Raw genomic sequence first — 15,726 nt, forward strand, 5'->3', positions numbered from 1 at the left:
GCCAGACGCAGGTATACGCGGGGCGCCAGGTGTACGCCGAACGCAGGGGTAGGCCGAACGCAGGCCTACGCCGAACGGAGGGGTAGGCCGAACGCAGGCTTACGCCGAACGAGCCGTGCGCGGGCGCCAAGCGTATGCCGAACGCAGCTGTACGTGAGGCGCCAGGCGTACGCCGGACGCCAAACGCGGGTATACGCGGGGCGCCAGGTGTACGCCGGACGCAGGGTTGGCCGAACGCAGGTGTAGGCCGAACGCAGGGGTACGCGGGCGCAGGCGTACGCGGGCGCCTGTTTCTTTGAAGGTGGGTTAACGGAAGGTCAGAATCTGGCCAGCCGGGGCTTATGTGTCCCTTAGGCTCGTCCCCAATGTCTGCCGAAGCCAAAGCACACGCCCCCCGACGAGTGCGGCTGCTGGAAGTCGACCTGTTGCGCTTCCTCGCCGCCCTGGCCGTCGTGCTCTACCACTACACCGGTTCACGCGGCGGCCCCTTCGAGGGGGAGAAGGCACGCGAACTCTTCCGGCCCGTCTCCGCCCTCACCCAGTTCGGCTACCTCGGGGTCGAACTGTTCTTCCTCATCAGTGGCTTCGTCATCCTGATGAGCGTCTGGGGCCGCAGCATGGCCGACTTCGCCGTCTCGCGGATCGTCAGGCTCTACCCGGCGTACTGGTTCGCCGTGCTCCTCATCGGAGTGATCTACTACACGACCGGGCTCGGCTGGGGCGAACTCGAGACCGTCATACCCAACCTGACGATGTTCCAGCAGGGAATGGGCGTCCGGAACGCCAGCAACGTCTTCTGGACGCTCTGGACCGAGATGCACTTCTACGCGCTGATCTCGATCCTGGTGATCGCCGGAGTCACCTACCAGCGCTGCATCACGTTCATGGCCTCCTGGTCCGTGCTGAGCGTGTTCGCCCACGAGAGCAACAGCAAGATCGCCGAGAGCCTGCTCATCCCCGAATACGCCCCGTTCTTCATCGCCGGAATGGCCTTCTACCTCATCCACCGCTTCGGCTCATCCCTGCTGCTGTGGCTCTTCGTCGGCTTCTCCTGGGCATGCGCGGTCCGCTACGCGGTACCCGCGGCGGTCGAGAAGGCCTACCGCATCGCGCCCGCCGACGCCTGGCCCGCCGTCGCGATCATCGTCACACTCACCTTCGCGATCATGGCGCTCGTCGCCACCGGCAAACTCAGCTGGCTCCGCTGGCGCTTCTTCGCCACCCTCGGCGCGCTGACCTACCCCGTCTACCTCATCCACTACGACGTCGCGCCGCCGCTCGCCCGCCTCATCTACCCCGCCATGGCCCCATGGACCGCGACCCTGACGATCATCGTGATCGTGCTCGCCGCCGCCTACGCCATCCACAAACTCGTCGAAGAACCCCTCGCCGCCTGGCTCAAACCACGCCTGCGCGAATCCTTCGCCCGGCTCCAGACCGCCGACACCGGCACCCGGCGCGGCAGGCGCGCACGTCCTTCCGGCACCTCACCGGACGATCCAGCGGCCCGCGTGCCCCACACGAACGAATCGGAGGTATCGCCCCTACCGGCGCGGACAGTCCCGCAACCCGGGGAGGAGCCCCATGGCTCCACCCCCTCCGCCCCGATAGGCTCGACGATATGAGTGTTCGGCGGGTGATGGGCATCGAGACCGAGTACGGCATCTCCGTACCCGGTCAGCCAGGGGCCAACGCGATGGTGACCTCCTCACAGGTCGTCAACGCCTACCTCGCGGCATCGGCGGCACGGGCGAGAAGGGCCCGCTGGGACTTCGAGGAGGAGAACCCGCTGCGCGACGCACGCGGGTTCGACCTGGCCCGTGAGGTGGCCGACCCCACCCAGCTCACCGACGAAGACCTGGGCCTCGCCAACGTCATCCTCACCAACGGCGCCCGGCTCTACGTCGACCACGCGCACCCCGAATACTCCGCACCCGAATGCACCAACCCCCGCGACGCCGTCATCTGGGACAAGGCCGGCGAACGCGTGATGGCCGACGCCGCCGCCCGCGCCGCCCTGGTGCCCGGCACACACCCCATCCAGCTCTACAAGAACAACACCGACAACAAAGGCGCCTCCTACGGCTGCCACGAGAACTACCTCATGAAGCGCGAGACGCCGTTCGCCGACATCGTCCGCCACCTGACCCCGTTCTTCGTGTCGCGGCAGGTCGTGGCAGGCGCCGGACGAGTCGGCATCGGCGTGGACGGCCGCGGCGACGGATTCCAGATCAGCCAGCGCGCCGACTTCTTCGAGGTCGAGGTCGGCCTGGAGACCACGCTCAAGCGCCCCATCATCAACACGCGCGACGAACCGCACGCCGACCCGGAGAAATACCGCCGGCTCCACGTGATCATCGGTGACGCCAACATGAGCGAGGTGTCGACCTACCTCAAACTCGGTACCACCGCCCTGGTCCTGGCCATGATCGAAGACTCGTTCCTGACCGTCGACCTGTCGGTCGACATGCCGGTGGCCGGGCTGCGCGCGGTGTCGCACGACCCGACCTGCAAGCACCTGCTCACGCTACGTGACGGCCGCAAGATGACCGCCGTCCAGCTGCAGATGGAATACCTCGAACAATCCCGCAAGTACGTCGAAGACCGGTTCGGCGCCGACGTCGACGAGATGACCAAGGACGTCCTGGACCGCTGGGAGTCGGTCCTGCACCGCCTCGGCGAAGACCCCATGCAGCTCTCCCGGGAACTGGACTGGGTGGCCAAGCTCGAACTGCTGGAGGGCTACCGCAGCCGGGACGGCCTCGACTGGTCACACCCGCGCCTGCAACTGGTCGACCTGCAGTACTCCGACGTCCGCGCCGACAAGGGCCTCTACAACCGCCTGGTAGCCCGCGACAGGGTCGAGCGAATCGTCACCGAGCAGCAGGTCGAGAGCGCCGTCGAGGATCCGCCAGAGGACACCCGGGCCTACTTCCGAGGCCGCTGCCTGCGCCAGTACGCCGACTCCGTCGCGGCCGCCTCCTGGGACTCGGTGATCTTCGACGTGCCGGGCCGGGAGTCGCTGCAGCGGGTACCCACCCTGGAGCCGCTGCGCGGCACCAAGCAGCACGTGGGACCCCTGCTGGACCGCTGCCGTACCGCCGCCGACCTCGTCGCCACCCTCACCGGCCAGAGCTGACCCACGGACGCGCCCTCCGCCCCGCCGGGGCGGGGCCGTCCGCCGCACGTTCGTGACCGGTTTGCCCGTTTCAGCGATTCCAGGACCGGCGATAACCCCTGCATGCCCCGGCGCTGCCCGGGTGGCGAAACGGACCGGCGAGGTCCGCTCGCCGCCGGTGATCGGAGATAGGGTTGGGGACATCGGCAGAGTGGAGGTACGGGATGGCCACGAAGGACAGCGGCGGTCAGAAGCAGACCACGCGGCGCACCGAAGAGGTCGAGGAGACCCAGGCCGCGACCGAGGGCGACGTCCAGGAACGCCAGGACAAACTTACCGACGACGTAGACGCCATTCTGGACGAAATCGACGAAGTTCTCGAAGAGAACGCAGAGGAATTTGTCCGCAGCTACGTGCAAAAGGGCGGAGAGTAGGGCAAATCGGACATCAATTCCGAACCGGAGTTACTGGTATATCGTGACCACCTAACTTCATACAGTCACACCAGACGCGGATGCGCGGTAATCTCCCCGCCATGGCATCCAAGGAATGTCGGGACTGTGGTGAACTCAAGCCCGCCACGGACTTCTGGAAGCGCAAGGCCTCTCCCGACGGCCTTGCGCTTTACTGCAAAGAATGTTTCGGGCGCCGTAACGCTGCCTCCTATCGAGGTGGCCAGGAGAAGCTGGGCAAAAAGGCGAGACCCTATCGCAGGCACTCAGCAGTGCCGGAGGGCATGAAGTACTGTCCCCGGTGCCAAGAGACCAAGCCCCTCGAAGCGTTCGGCCGCAATCGTTCGGAGAAGTCGGGGCTGACAGCCTATTGTCGCCCTTGCCACACGGCGGCCATGACAGAGATCAAAGAACGCACCCACGGTGGCCAGCGCAACTACATGCTCAAGCGACGCTACGGCATCACCGTAGAGGACGTGGAGCGGATGGCCGCTGAGCAGGGCGGCGTCTGCATCATCTGCCTCCGCAGCGACCCGAAGCATGTGGATCACGGCCACAAGACCGGAAAGGTCCGTGGGCTCCTGTGCTTCAGCTGCAATGGCGCACTCGGCCAATTCGGTGACGACGTGGAACGTCTCCGTGCCGCGGCCAAGTATCTGGATCGGCATTCCAGGGTTGCCGCGCAGCCTGTCGATGAGGTGCTGGTCGAGATCATGACGTTCAGGGCCGAGAATGAATGTCGGCTCAGCAAGCGAATGATCGCGCGGCATGGGGCGCCCGGCCGGGAGCTGTTCCGGATCGGGTTTCAGTTGGGGGACCGGTGCCCGATCTGTTGGTCGGCTCCGGCGGTTCACGTCGATCACTGCCACGAGACCGGAAAGGTGCGGGGGCTGCTGTGCCCGGAGTGCAATACGGGGATGGGGCAGCTCCGGGATGATCCGGTGACGCTGCGGCGCGCGGCGGACTATTTGGAAGGGACGCTGGTCCGCTGATCGCCGGTTCGCCATGGGTGGCCTGCTCCGCGCCGTTGTCATCGCGTGGGGCGGGGCAGGGCGGAGCGGGTTCGCCATCGGCTGATCGCGGTAGGGATCACGCGGCATGCAGTGGCCGTCGTCGGAACAGTAGGGTCATAGACGTCCGCGCCGGTGAGCTCGTCTGGGGGAGCCGGCGCCATGGTGGAGGGAAGGAGTCGCGTGGCGTCCCACGATTCGCACACCGGACGTCTGCCGGGGCTGTTCATGAACCCGGGCACGTCCTCGTTCACGGAGTTTCTGGGGGCGTATTCCCCGGAGATGTTGCCCGGGCGGCGGACGCCTCCGGTGTCCCCGGTGGGGGACGATATCCCGCACGGTACGACGATCGTCGCCGTGACGTTCCCCGGTGGGGTGGTGATGGCGGGAGACCGGCGCGCGACCGCGGGGAACGTGATCGCTCAGCGGGACATCGAGAAGGTGTTCCGGGCGGACGAGTTCTCGGCCATCGCGATCGCCGGTACGGCGGGGATCGGGATCGAGATCGTGCGGTTGTTCCAGGTGGAGCTGGAGCATTACGAGAAGATGGAGGGTCGCACGCTGTCGCTGGAGGGTAAGGCGAACCGGCTGGCGACGATGGTGCGGGGCAATCTGGCCATGGCGATGCAGGGTCTGGCGGTGGTGCCGCTGTTCGCCGGGTATGACGAGGAGCGCGACATCGGGCGGATCTTCTCGTATGACCCGGCCGGGGGCCGGTACGAGGAGCGGGACTTCTACTCGATCGGATCGGGTTCGGTTTTCGCGCGCGGCGCGCTGAAGAAGCTCTACCGCTCGGAGTTGTCGCCGGAGGACGCGGCGCTGGTGTGTGTGCAGGCGTTGTACGACGCGGCCGATGACGATTCGGCGACCGGTGGCCCGGATCTGACGCGCCGGATCTTTCCCGTGGTCGCGACGGTGACGGCCGACGGGTACCGCAGGCTCGGTGAGGACGAGGTGGGCGCCATGGCGCAGACCGTCGTCGACGGGCGTTACGACTCGCCGGGCGGTCCGACCGCCCCGCTGCGATAGAAGGGATCCAGACCGGTGTCCATGCCGTTCTACGTGTCGCCCGAACAGCAGATGAAGGACAAGGCGGACTATGCGCGCAAGGGGATCGCGCGTGGCCGCAGCGTTGTCGTGCTGCAGTACGACGATGGCATTCTGTTCGTTGCCGACAATCCGTCCCGGGCGCTGCACAAGATCAGCGAGATCTATGACCGGATCGCGTTCGCCGCGGTCGGCAAGTACAACGAGTTCGAGAATTTGCGGTTGGGTGGGGTGCGGTACGCCGATGTGAACGGCTACCAGTACGACCGGCGTGACGTGACCGCGCGGGGGCTCGCGAACGTGTACGCGCAGTCGCTGGGCACGATCTTCACTGATACGAACAAGCCGTACGAGGTGGAGATCGTGGTGGCCGAGGTGGGCGCGGAGGCGGCCACCGACCAGATCTACCGGCTGACGTTCGACGGTTCGGTGGCCGATGAGCACGGCTATGTGGCGATGGGTGGCCAGGCCGAGGCGGTGGCGCAGGCGCTGAAGGACCGTTTCCAGGAGGGCATGTCGCTGGCGGAGGCGCTCAAGGCGGCCGTGCGGTCGTTGGAGGCGCAGGATTCTGACCGGCATCTGGAGGCGAAGTCGCTGGAGGTCGCGGTTCTGGACCGCAACCGTGAGCACCGCCTGTTCAGGCGGCTGCCGACGGCGCGGACCGAGAGTCTCCTCGGCGAGAACGAGTCCTGACTCGGCGTCATCTTGCGGCGGCTCGCCGTGCCTGCGTTATGCGCGGGCGTGGCGGGCCGCCGTCGCCCGTTATTGATCTACGGCGTAAAGGTGCCGGGTCGGGGCCCTGCGAAACCAGAGGCTTCAGAGGCTGCCAAGTCAGTGTCCGGCCGCATAGGGTCATGGTGTGGACAGGCGCATCTTCGGGCTTGAGAACGAGTACGGCGTCACTTGCACCTTCCGCGGTCAGCGGCGGTTGTCACCCGATGAGGTGGCGCGCTATCTGTTCCGCAGGGTGGTGTCGTGGGGTCGTTCCAGCAATGTGTTCCTGCGCAACGGTGCGCGGCTCTACCTGGATGTGGGCAGCCATCCCGAGTACGCCACGCCCGAATGCGACAGTGTCATCGACCTGGTCACCCATGACAAGGCGGGTGAGCGGATCCTGGAGGGGCTGCTGGTCGATGCCGAGCGGCGGCTGCGCGAGGAGGGCATCGCGGGCGACATCTACCTGTTCAAGAACAACACCGACTCGGCCGGCAACTCCTACGGCTGCCACGAAAACTACCTGGTGGGCCGGCACGGGGAGTTCGGCCGGCTGGCCGATGTGCTCATTCCCTACCTGGTCACGCGGCAGATCATCTGTGGCGCCGGCAAAGTGCTGCAGACGCCCCGCGGCGCCGTCTACTGCGTGTCGCAGCGCGCCGAGCACATCTGGGAGGGCGTCTCCTCCGCCACCACCCGATCCCGGCCGATCATCAACACCCGGGACGAGCCGCACGCCGACGCCGAGCGGTTCAGAAGACTGCACGTCATCGTCGGCGACTCGAACATGAGCGAGACCACGATGCTGCTCAAGGTCGGCGCGACCGACCTGGTGCTGCGCATGATCGAGGCCGGCGTGGTGATGCGCGACCTCACCCTGGAAAACCCCATCCGGGCGATCCGCGAGGTCAGCCACGACATGACCGGCCGCCGCAAGGTGCGGCTGGCCAACGGCCGTGAGGCCAGTTCGCTGGAGATTCAGAAGGAGTATTTCGGCAAGGCCAAGGACTTCATCGACCGGCGCGGCGGCGACGAGGTCGCGATGCGGGTGCTGGATTTGTGGGAGCGGACGCTGCGCGCGGTGGAGACCGGCGATCTGGATCTGGTGTCGCGGGAGATCGACTGGGTGACCAAGTACCAGCTGATCGAGCGGTACCGCCGCAAGTACGATCTGCCGTTGTCCTCGCCGCGGGTGGCGCAGCTGGATCTGGCTTACCACGATGTGCACCGGGAGCGGGGTCTGTACTACCTGCTGGAGAAGCGGGGTTCGGTGGAGCGGGTGGCCAAGGATCTGGAGATTTTCGAGGCCAAGTCGGTGCCGCCGCAGACCACGCGGGCCCGGTTGCGTGGTGAGTTCATCCGCAAGGCGCAGGAGAAGCGCCGCGATTTCACTGTCGACTGGGTGCATCTCAAGCTCAACGATCAGGCGCAGCGCACCGTGTTGTGCAAGGACCCGTTCCGGTCCGTCGACGAACGCGTCGACAAGCTCATCGCCGGGATGTGAGACGGGCGCGCCCGGTGCGGCGGTAAGGCGGGCACACGGGGCTACCGGGAGGTGACCAGGGGGTAAGGTGAGCGCTCAGCCGGGCTCACCGCCCCCGGTTCGTCCCCTGAAGGTTTCCGTATCCGCGAAGGACCCGAATGCGCCGTCGTCCCACCGGTCTCCGCCGTCCGGCGGCGGCCGTTTTGATCATCCCCCTGCTGCTCACCGGCTGTTCGCTGTTCGGCGACGACCTCGGCGACATCCAGGTCGCGGTCAAGGGCGAGGTCGGACAGCGGCCGGACGTCTCGTTCCCCAAGGACAGACCGGGCGACGAGCTGGCGGTCAAGACGCTGGAGAAGGGCAAGGGCGCCGCGGCGCGCAAGGGTGACCTGGTGGTCGCCGACTACGTCGGCTACCGCTGGAGCGACGGCGGCTACAAGCTGCTGGCCAACACCTACATGGCCGGTCAGCCCGGCGCGTTCCCCGTGGGGCGCCTGGTGAAGGGCCTCGACAAGGCGCTGGAGGGCAGCCGGGCGGGGGGCCGGGTGGTGGCCAAGATCCCGCCGAAGGACGGCTACGGGAGCAAGGGCGACGCCCAGCACCAGGTGGGCGCCAGTGACTCACTGGTCTACGTGCTCGACGTCCGGGCGGTGTACTCGTCGACCGCCGGGGCGCAGGGCGGCGCGCAGCCGCTGAACGACCCGAGAATGCCGAAGGTGCAAGGGCAGACGGGCAAGGCCCCCACGGTGACCGTGCCCCGCGTCGCGGCGCCCAAGAAGCTCGCGGTGAACGTGCTGGTGGAGGGCACCGGGCCGGAGGTGCGTAAGGGTCAACTGCTGGCTCTGCAGTACGTGGGGCTTTTCTGGCGGGACGGCAAGGTCTTTGACTCCTCGTGGAGCGCCGGCCGCCCGTACGCCGTGACCATCGGCACGGGCCAGGTCGTGAAGGGCTGGGACGACGGCCTGCTCGGCCGCAAGGTGGGCAGCCGGGTCCTGCTGGTCGTGCCTCCTGCGATGGGGTACGGCTCGAAGGGCCTGCCGCAGGCAGGGATCAAGGGCACCGACACCCTGGTGTTCGTCGTGGACATCCTCGGCGCCCACTAGCCCGCGCCCACTAGCCCGACGCCCACTAGCCCGGCGCCCACTAGTTCGGCGCTCGCCGTAGGGTCGCAGTTCTATCGCCCGAGCCGGTTGTTCTTAGAATGGCCGGGTGGAGGACATCGACGCGATCGCCGTGCTGCAGGACCCGGTCCGGCGGCGCCTGTACGAGTACGTGGCCGCCCAGGACCACGAGGTGAGCCGTAACCAGGCGGCCGAGGGCACGGGCGTCCAGCGCACGCTCGCGGCGTTCCATCTGGACAAGCTCGCCGCCGCGGGCCTGCTGGAGACCGAGAGCAGGCGCCTGACCGGGCGTTCGGGACCGGGGGCGGGCCGCCCGGCCAAGCTTTATCGCCGGGCTGCGGCTCAGCATGAGTTCTCCGTGCCGGCCCGTGACTACCGTACGGCCGCCGACCTGCTGGCTGAGGTGGCTGAGGCAGCTCGGCTGGACGCCGAGTTGCAGGAGGCCGCGCGCAGGCGGGGGCGCGCCGAACGCGGCGACGGCAGGCCGGAGGGGCCGGAGGCGGTCGCGGAGCTGCTGGCCGGTCGCGGCTATGAGCCGCGGCTGGAGGAGAACGGTGCCGTGATCCGCATGCGCAACTGCCCGTTCCATGCCCTGTCGGAGCGCTTCCCGCCCTTGGTGTGCGGCATGAACCTGGCCTTGCTCGAAGGCTTGCTGGAGGGCGCGGAGGGCGTCCGGGTGCGCATGGACGCCAAGCCCGGGCTGTGCTGCACGGTGGTGGAGACTTCTAAAAATAATGAGAATTGACATAGAAGTGGGGTGCATGGTGAGGTGAGTCCCATGACCGGACATCACTTCAGCGATCAGGCAAACCGCTTCCACCTGGCCCAGCTCAACCTCGGCAAGCTCAAGTACCCCCTCGATGACCCCCGCGTCGCGGAGTTCGTGGACTGGCTCAAGCCGGTCAACGAGATGGCCGAGCGTTCGCCCGGCTACGTGTGGCGCCTGGTGGGGGAGTCGGGGGTGGACACCCGCTCGATCCAGCCGCTCGGCCCGGACGTCGTCGTCACCATGTCGGTGTGGGAGAGCCAGGACGCGCTCTGGGACTACGTCTACCGGAGTGGGCACCTGGACGCGTTGCGGCGGCGTGGGGAGTGGTTCGAACGGCCGCGGCGGCCGGAGCAGGTGCTCTGGTGGGTTCCCGCCGGGCACATCCCGACGCTGGAGGAGGCCTTCGAACGCCTGGAGCTGCTGCGGGCGGAGGGCCCTTCGCCGCGGGCCTTCACGTTCCGTGAGACATTCACTCCGCAGGACCTGATGGAGCCTTCGGCTCTGGCCTGACCGGTGTCAGGGCAGGAGGGCGGCGGCGTGACGGCCCGCGGCCGCGGTGGTCAGGAAGTAGGCGAGGTCCTGGTCGAGGCGCCGCCCCATCGTGGACATCCGCACGCCCCAGTCCTTCTCGGCCGCGCGCAGCAGCTCGGTGAGGCCCTCCACGCCCACCGGGACAAGGTCGTGGCGTTCGCCCAGCGCCGCGGCCTGCGCGGCGACCTTCGTGCCGAACTCGCCGCCGAGCTCGGGGACGACGATCTCGGCTCGCGCGAGGGCGACCCGCCCGTAGGCGGTGATGCTGTGGTGGGAGACGCCCTGGTGGCGTTCGCGCAGATCGCCCTCGCTGACGCGCAGTGACCCGACGGGGCGTCCGGCGAGGACGGCCGCGGCGTTGATCGCCTCGCCCGCCGACACGCCGGAGAAGCCCCACCGTGTGCCGGTGCCGAGGTTGCCCGGTCCCTGGGCGAGCACGACGGCGTCGGCGCCGAGGACCAGCCTCGCGGCCAGCAGGCCGGTGTGGACTGTGACGGCTTCCAGGTCGCCGCCGAAGGCCTGGCCCGCGGTCACCGTGCCCGCCAGGACCCCGGCGTCGCGCAGCCGCCCGATCGACATCGAGAACCAGGACGGCAGCGCGCCGCCGTCGGGCATCACGTACACGACCTTGGCGCCGGGCCGGTCGGCCAGCAGTCCCGCCAGGATCGGCGGCAGCGCCGAGTGCAGGTCGGCGACGACCACCGGCATGCCGTCCAGGGAGTCGGCGTCGCGAAGCAGTTCGTGGTGGGGGGAGTCCTGCTCGTCGGCGCCGAGCAGGGTGGCCTGCAGGGGCGTGTAGCGGGCCTTGACCAGGTGACCGGGGCCGGACGGGTCGGGCGGCAGCCGGTCGGGGATCGCGACGACCATGGCGTAGCCGCCGGTGCCCAACCCCATCGCCAAGGCCGTAGTGTTGAGCAGGACGACGTCGCCCGGCTCGGGTCTTCCCACCAGCGTGGGGTAGGCCAGCGCCCGGCGGGAGCCGTCGCCCTCGACCGTGACGTCAAGCTCGACCGCCCCCGGCCATTCCCGGCGGATGCCCTCTACCGTGCCTTTGCGCCATCGGATCACACCGGAAACGGTAGCGTCCTGATCGGGAGAAAGCCCGCAAGCGCAGCTCGTCCTTTGCGAGGGTGGTCGTGCGGTGGCCGCGGGAGGCGGTGGCCGCGGGCAACGGCGGAAAACGAACGAAAGAGGGTGGTGGCGAAGTGTCGCGGCGCAAGACCGAGCGTCTGCTCAACCTGGTGGTCTGCCTGCTCGCCACCCGGCGTTTCCTGACGGCGGAGCAGGTCCGCCGGGCGGTGCCCGGCTATCCCGACTCCGACGAGGCGTTCAAACGCATGTTCGAACGCGACAAGGAGGAGCTGCGCGAGCTCGGCGTGCCCCTCGAAGTCGGCAGCGACCAGCAGGGCGGCGGCGGTGAGGAGATCGGCTACCGCATCCCGCCGCAGGCCTACGAGCTGCCCGACATCCATCTGACGCCGGACGAGGCCGCCGTGCTGGGCCTGGCGGCCCGGGTCTGGCAGCGGGCCAGCATGGCCGACGCCGCCTCGGGCGCGCTGCTGAAGCTGCGCGCCGCGGGCGTGGAGACCGACGGTTCGACGGGCCTGGGCATCGAGCCGCGGGTCGACACCGGCGATCCGGCCTTCCCGGCGCTGTGGGAGGCCGTGCGGGACGGCCGTCCGGTGGCGTTCGACTACCAGGGCATCGGCCGGACCTCCGTGGCCCGCCGGCATCTGGAGCCGTGGGGCGTGGTGAGCCGCCGCGGCCGCTGGTACGTCGTCGGCCACGACCGTGACCGTGAGGAGACGCGGGTGTTCCGGCTGAGCCGCATCACCGGCGAGGTCGCCGCCGACGGCCCGGCGGGCAGCGTGACCGTGCCGCCCGGCGTGGACGTGCGCAGCATCGCGTTCACCTGGGGCGACCCGGTCACCGAGCCGCGCCCGGCCACCGTCCGGCTGCGCACCGGCGCCGCGCAGGGGCCGAGGCAGTGGGCCAAGGACGTGCACCCGGTCGCCGACGGCTGGGACGAGGCCGTCCTGACGTTCCGTGACGTCGACCGTTTCGCGCCCTACCTGGCCCGGTTCGCCGACGACGTGCTGGTCGTCGACCCACCTGACCTGCGCGAGGCGGTCATCCAGCAGCTGAAGGCGGTCCTGGCGGGGAGCGACCAGTGAGCAAGGCGACACCGGGCAAGACGACACCGGGCAAGACGGCCGCGGGCAAGGCGGGCGGCACGACCTCCACCGACCGGCTGGGGCGGCTGCTGGCCCTGGTGCCGTACGTGGTCAACCGCGACTCGGTGGCCCTCGACCAGGCGGCCGCCGCGTTCGGCGTCACCGAGAAGCAGCTGATCGACGACCTGAACCTGCTGTGGTGCGTCGAGCTGCGCGCCCCCGATCCGTACTGCCCGATCGACCTGTCCTACGAGGGCGGCGAGATCATCGTGACCGAGGCCGAGTCGATCGCCCGGCCGCTGCGGCTGAAGGTGGACGAGGCCAGCGCCCTGCTGGTGGCGCTGCGGATGCTGGCGGGCATCCCCGACCTGCAGGACCGCGACGCCCTCAGCCGGGTGATCGCCAAGCTGGAGGGCGCCGCCGGCGCCGCCGCCGCGGTGAGCAGCAAGGTCTCGGTCGAGGTGGACGCCCGCGGTGACACGCTGACCACCCTGCGCGACGCCGTGGCGCGCGGGCGCCGGGTGCACCTGGGCTACTACGTGCCCGCCCGCGACGAGAACACCGAACGCGACGTGGACCCCATGCGGCTGCTGGTCGTGGAGGGCAACACCTACCTGGAGGGGTGGTGCCGGCGCGCCGAGGCGGTCCGGGTGTTCCGCCTCGACCGGATCCGTGACCTGACGGTGCTGGACGTGGCCGCGCAGGTGCCCGACGACGCCGAGCCGATCGACCTCGACGCCGGGTTGTTCCGTCCCTCGCCGGACGATGTGCGGGTCACCCTCGACCTGACCCCGCAGGGCCGCTGGGTCGCCGACTACTACCCGTGCGAGAGCGTCGAGGAGCTGGGGGAGGGGCGGCTGCGGATCGTCCTGCGCACGCCCGACACGCGGTGGGTGCGGGGGCTGGCGCTGCGGCTCGGCGACGAGGGCCGGGTGGTGGAGCCGCGGGAGCTGGCGGCGGAGATCAGGTCCGACGCGGTCCGCGCGCTGGGCCAGTACGACGCGACCACTCGGTAGGGCACGGCGTGACGGCTTCCGCTACCGTGACGGACGTGGCGTGGACTCCGATGGCGGTGGTGCTGGGCTTCGTCGGCCTGGCCGTCCTCGCCTACTGTGGTTTCAAGGTCTACCTGGGCGTTCGCCGGCTGGGGCGTGAACTTGATCGAACCCGTCGGCGTCTTGAGCCGAAACACTCCGCGTTGCAGGATGAACTTCGGATACTCAAGGACGCACGGGAGACACAAGACCCCGAAGACGGCGTACGATCGACCTGAGTACCGCCTGCTCTGAAAAGGATTGCGCATGCCGAACATCGGGACCCCCGAGCTGCTGATCATTCTGCTGGTCGTCGTTCTGATCTTCGGGTCGGCGAAGTTGCCGCAGCTCGCGCGCTCCCTTGGCAAGTCGGCCCGGATTCTCAAGGCCGAGACCAAGGGCCTGCGCGACGACGACGAGCAGCCCGAGGGCAAGTCCGCCCCGGCCGAGGACACCGCCGCGCAGGACGCCGCGCGCGACCGCGCCGCCCAGCTGCGGGCCGAGGCCGCCCGCCTGGAGCGCGAGGCCGCCGCCGGAGACGCCGCGCCGCGGTCGCAGGGCGCCCTTCCCCCGGCCGAGCCCATCCAGGGCGTGCCCGTCGACCCCAGCCGTACGCGCCACTCCTGACCTCCCCCTAGCGCAAGGACGGGTCCGAGCCACCCCCCACGACCATGAAGACGCTGAGCAACGAGGCCGCCAACCCCGAGGGCCGCATGCCGCTCATGGACCACCTCCGTGAGCTGCGCAACCGTCTGATCAAGGCGATTCTCGCCCTGCTCGCCGGCACGGTGATCGGGTGGATCTTCTTCGAGCCGGTCTGGGACTTCCTCAAGGAGCCCTACTGCTCCCTGCCGCAGTCCAAGGACCTGAACGGCAAGACGTGCTCCCTGGTCGTCAACGGGATCTTCTCGTCGTTCTTCCTGCGGCTCAAGATCGCTTTCATCATCGGCATGGTGATCTCCTCGCCGGTGTGGCTGTTCCAGCTGTGGGCGTTCGTGGCGCCGGGCCTGTACCGGCGGGAGCGCCGGTGGACCTACGTGTTCATGGGCGTGGCCATCCCGCTGTTCTTCGTCGGTACGGCGCTGGCCTACATCACGGTCGACAAGGGCCTGTCGATCTTCCTGGGCTTCGTGCCCGACGACGTCTCGGCGCTCATCACGGTCGACCACTACCTCGGCTACGTGCTGGCGATGCTGCTGGTCTTCGGCCTGACGTTCGAGCTGCCGCTGTTCGTGGTGATCCTCAACCTGGCCGGGGTGCTGAGCTCGGCCCGTATCCGCCGCTCCCAGCGGATGATCATTTTCGGGATCTTCGTGTTCAGCGCGGTCGCGACTCCGAGCGCCGACCCGTTCACCATGCTGGCGCTGGCCCTGCCGACCGTGGTGCTGTTCGAGGTGTCGGCGGTGCTGGCGTTCCTCAACGACCGGCGCAAGGCCCGGCGCCCCGATCCCGACGCGGGCCTGTCGGACGACGAGATCTCCCCGCTCGACCTGGAGGAGATCGACGCCGAGCTGGAGCGCGAGGAGCAGACCCGCGGCGACCGCCGCCGCTGACCGGCCGCGCGGCCGGGCGCATCCGCTCGGCGACCGGCGCGTGAGACGGGCCGGAGACGAGACCGAGACGGGCCGGAGACGGCCGGCTGTTTGACTCCCCGTCCAGATTGATCTCTGGATGGGAGTCTCGATGAACGTCATTCACCGGGCGAGGATCGCCGCGGGTGCCGCGGGCATCGCCATCGCGACCGCAGGGCTGGCGGCCCCCGCGTCCGCGTCACCGTCGGCGTCCGCGTCGGCGTCCGCCCCCACGTCCGCGTCGGCGTCGGTGTCCGCTCATGACGCCCGCGGTGACGTGCAAGCCGCGCCGGTCGTCACGTCCGGGCCCGCACCGGCGCAGGCCAAGGGAAGCGGGTGCCGCTGGGCCAAGCCGCAGCGGGCCGGCGTGGTGGTCGTCGCGAAGATCTGCTGGAACAGCTGGGAGGGGCACTCGGCCTCGGTCAGCGTCACCACCTACGACACCAAGAACGACAAGCGCAGCGCATGCCCGGGCCTGCGGTTCCGCAAGCACTACAAGCACCACGGCTGGAAGTGGCAGGAGGTCGCGGCGAAGGCCTGGTGCGCCAACGGCAAGGGGAAGAAGAAGTACTTCTACTGGAAGCAGATACCGGTGGGCGCGCTGGTCGTCCGCGGCTGCGCCAAGAACTTCTGGGCACAGAGCTGCACGTCCTGGAAGTGACCGCGGAAACGCTCCCCCCGCCCCGGTTCGCCTGATCGAAC

17 protein-coding genes are annotated in these 15,726 nt (G+C 68.9%); 16 read left to right on the forward strand and 1 reads right to left on the reverse strand.

The window, feature by feature from the left end:
* Positions 1–365: 365 nt before the first annotated feature.
* The 10 genes from ABD333_RS13100 (at position 366) to ABD333_RS13145 (ending at position 10,224) form a co-directional block, all read left to right on the forward strand.
* Complete coding sequence (locus ABD333_RS13100) at positions 366–1,625, forward strand: acyltransferase family protein (RefSeq protein WP_344540810.1); 1,260 nt, start codon at positions 366–368, stop codon at positions 1,623–1,625.
* The gene (gene dop, locus ABD333_RS13105) at positions 1,622–3,139 is read left to right on the forward strand and encodes a depupylase/deamidase Dop (protein ID WP_344540812.1); all 1,518 of its coding nucleotides are present in this window, start codon (positions 1,622–1,624) and stop codon (positions 3,137–3,139) included. Before ABD333_RS13100 ends, dop begins: the two co-directional genes overlap by 4 nt.
* Before the next feature lie 203 nt (positions 3,140–3,342).
* Positions 3,343–3,552: a ubiquitin-like protein Pup gene (locus ABD333_RS13110; protein WP_344540814.1), complete on the forward strand. Its 210-nt coding sequence runs from the start codon at positions 3,343–3,345 to the stop codon at positions 3,550–3,552.
* Positions 3,553–3,653: 101 nt separating this feature from the next.
* Positions 3,654–4,562, forward strand: coding sequence for an endonuclease VII domain-containing protein (locus ABD333_RS13115; RefSeq protein WP_344540815.1), 909 nt, complete (start codon positions 3,654–3,656; stop codon positions 4,560–4,562).
* Between the two features lie 180 nt (positions 4,563–4,742).
* Entirely contained in the window at positions 4,743–5,609 is an 867-nt protein-coding gene (gene prcB / locus ABD333_RS13120) for a proteasome subunit beta (RefSeq protein WP_344540817.1), read from the forward strand.
* A 21-nt stretch (positions 5,610–5,630) separates the two neighbouring features.
* The gene (gene prcA / locus ABD333_RS13125; RefSeq protein ID WP_344541564.1) at positions 5,631–6,320 is read left to right on the forward strand and encodes a proteasome subunit alpha; all 690 of its coding nucleotides are present in this window, start codon (positions 5,631–5,633) and stop codon (positions 6,318–6,320) included.
* A gap of 166 nt (positions 6,321–6,486) precedes the next feature.
* Entirely contained in the window at positions 6,487–7,845 is a 1,359-nt protein-coding gene (gene pafA, locus ABD333_RS13130) for a Pup--protein ligase (protein ID WP_344540819.1), read from the forward strand.
* A 137-nt stretch (positions 7,846–7,982) separates the two neighbouring features.
* Positions 7,983–8,927, forward strand: a complete 945-nt coding sequence (locus ABD333_RS13135; protein WP_344540820.1) for an FKBP-type peptidyl-prolyl cis-trans isomerase — start codon at positions 7,983–7,985, stop codon at positions 8,925–8,927.
* A gap of 106 nt (positions 8,928–9,033) precedes the next feature.
* Positions 9,034–9,690 (forward strand): helix-turn-helix transcriptional regulator, encoded by a 657-nt coding sequence (locus ABD333_RS13140; protein WP_344540821.1) that lies wholly within the window; start codon positions 9,034–9,036, stop codon positions 9,688–9,690.
* Positions 9,691–9,723: 33 nt separating this feature from the next.
* Positions 9,724–10,224, forward strand: coding sequence for a DUF3291 domain-containing protein (locus tag ABD333_RS13145; RefSeq protein ID WP_344540822.1), 501 nt, complete (start codon positions 9,724–9,726; stop codon positions 10,222–10,224).
* Positions 10,225–10,230: 6 nt separating this feature from the next.
* Here the strand turns inward: ABD333_RS13145 and ABD333_RS13150 are convergent, their stop codons facing one another.
* Positions 10,231–11,313, reverse strand: coding sequence for a DUF3866 family protein (locus ABD333_RS13150; protein WP_344540823.1), 1,083 nt, complete (start codon positions 11,311–11,313; stop codon positions 10,231–10,233).
* A 137-nt stretch (positions 11,314–11,450) separates the two neighbouring features.
* Between ABD333_RS13150 and ABD333_RS13155 the strand changes: the two genes are divergently transcribed.
* The 6 genes from ABD333_RS13155 to ABD333_RS13180 all read left to right on the forward strand — a co-directional run bounded on the left by ABD333_RS13155 (position 11,451) and on the right by ABD333_RS13180 (position 15,685).
* A complete protein-coding gene (locus tag ABD333_RS13155; RefSeq protein ID WP_344540824.1) occupies positions 11,451–12,419 on the forward strand; it encodes a helix-turn-helix transcriptional regulator in 969 nt (322 codons plus the stop codon).
* Positions 12,416–13,435: a helix-turn-helix transcriptional regulator gene (locus ABD333_RS13160; protein WP_344540825.1), complete on the forward strand. Its 1,020-nt coding sequence runs from the start codon at positions 12,416–12,418 to the stop codon at positions 13,433–13,435. Before ABD333_RS13155 ends, ABD333_RS13160 begins: the two co-directional genes overlap by 4 nt.
* Before the next feature lie 50 nt (positions 13,436–13,485).
* The gene (locus ABD333_RS13165) at positions 13,486–13,692 is read left to right on the forward strand and encodes a hypothetical protein (protein ID WP_344540826.1); all 207 of its coding nucleotides are present in this window, start codon (positions 13,486–13,488) and stop codon (positions 13,690–13,692) included.
* A gap of 28 nt (positions 13,693–13,720) precedes the next feature.
* Positions 13,721–14,080 carry a Sec-independent protein translocase subunit TatA gene (gene tatA / locus ABD333_RS13170; protein ID WP_344540827.1) on the forward strand — a complete coding sequence of 120 codons (360 nt, stop codon included), beginning with the start codon at positions 13,721–13,723 and terminating at the stop codon, positions 14,078–14,080.
* Positions 14,081–14,124: 44 nt separating this feature from the next.
* Positions 14,125–15,006 carry a twin-arginine translocase subunit TatC gene (gene tatC / locus ABD333_RS13175; protein ID WP_344540829.1) on the forward strand — a complete coding sequence of 294 codons (882 nt, stop codon included), beginning with the start codon at positions 14,125–14,127 and terminating at the stop codon, positions 15,004–15,006.
* 130 nt (positions 15,007–15,136) lie between these two features.
* Positions 15,137–15,685 (forward strand): hypothetical protein, encoded by a 549-nt coding sequence (locus ABD333_RS13180; protein ID WP_344540830.1) that lies wholly within the window; start codon positions 15,137–15,139, stop codon positions 15,683–15,685.
* The last annotated feature ends 41 nt before the right edge of the window (positions 15,686–15,726 follow it).

The organism is Actinomadura fulvescens, assembly GCF_039533225.1.
Classification (GTDB): domain Bacteria; phylum Actinomycetota; class Actinomycetes; order Streptosporangiales; family Streptosporangiaceae; genus Spirillospora; species Spirillospora fulvescens.

Excerpts from the sequence above, each read along its gene's own strand:
- ABD333_RS13110 (WP_344540814.1), top strand. The coding sequence starts at position 3,343 with ATGGCCACGAAGGACAGCGGCGGTCAGAAGCAGACCACGCGGCGCACC.
- ABD333_RS13180 (WP_344540830.1), top strand. The coding sequence starts at position 15,137 with ATGAACGTCATTCACCGGGCGAGGATCGCCGCGGGTGCCGCGGGCATC.
- prcB (WP_344540817.1), top strand. The coding sequence starts at position 4,743 with ATGGTGGAGGGAAGGAGTCGCGTGGCGTCCCACGATTCGCACACCGGA.
- ABD333_RS13145 (WP_344540822.1), top strand. The coding sequence starts at position 9,724 with ATGACCGGACATCACTTCAGCGATCAGGCAAACCGCTTCCACCTGGCC.
- tatC (WP_344540829.1), top strand. The coding sequence starts at position 14,125 with ATGAAGACGCTGAGCAACGAGGCCGCCAACCCCGAGGGCCGCATGCCG.
- prcA (WP_344541564.1), top strand. The coding sequence starts at position 5,631 with ATGCCGTTCTACGTGTCGCCCGAACAGCAGATGAAGGACAAGGCGGAC.
- ABD333_RS13165 (WP_344540826.1), top strand. The coding sequence starts at position 13,486 with ATGGCGGTGGTGCTGGGCTTCGTCGGCCTGGCCGTCCTCGCCTACTGT.
- ABD333_RS13135 (WP_344540820.1), top strand. The coding sequence starts at position 7,983 with ATGCGCCGTCGTCCCACCGGTCTCCGCCGTCCGGCGGCGGCCGTTTTG.
- dop (WP_344540812.1), top strand. The coding sequence starts at position 1,622 with ATGAGTGTTCGGCGGGTGATGGGCATCGAGACCGAGTACGGCATCTCC.
- ABD333_RS13115 (WP_344540815.1), top strand. The coding sequence starts at position 3,654 with ATGGCATCCAAGGAATGTCGGGACTGTGGTGAACTCAAGCCCGCCACG.
- ABD333_RS13100 (WP_344540810.1), top strand. The coding sequence starts at position 366 with ATGTCTGCCGAAGCCAAAGCACACGCCCCCCGACGAGTGCGGCTGCTG.
- tatA (WP_344540827.1), top strand. The coding sequence starts at position 13,721 with ATGCCGAACATCGGGACCCCCGAGCTGCTGATCATTCTGCTGGTCGTC.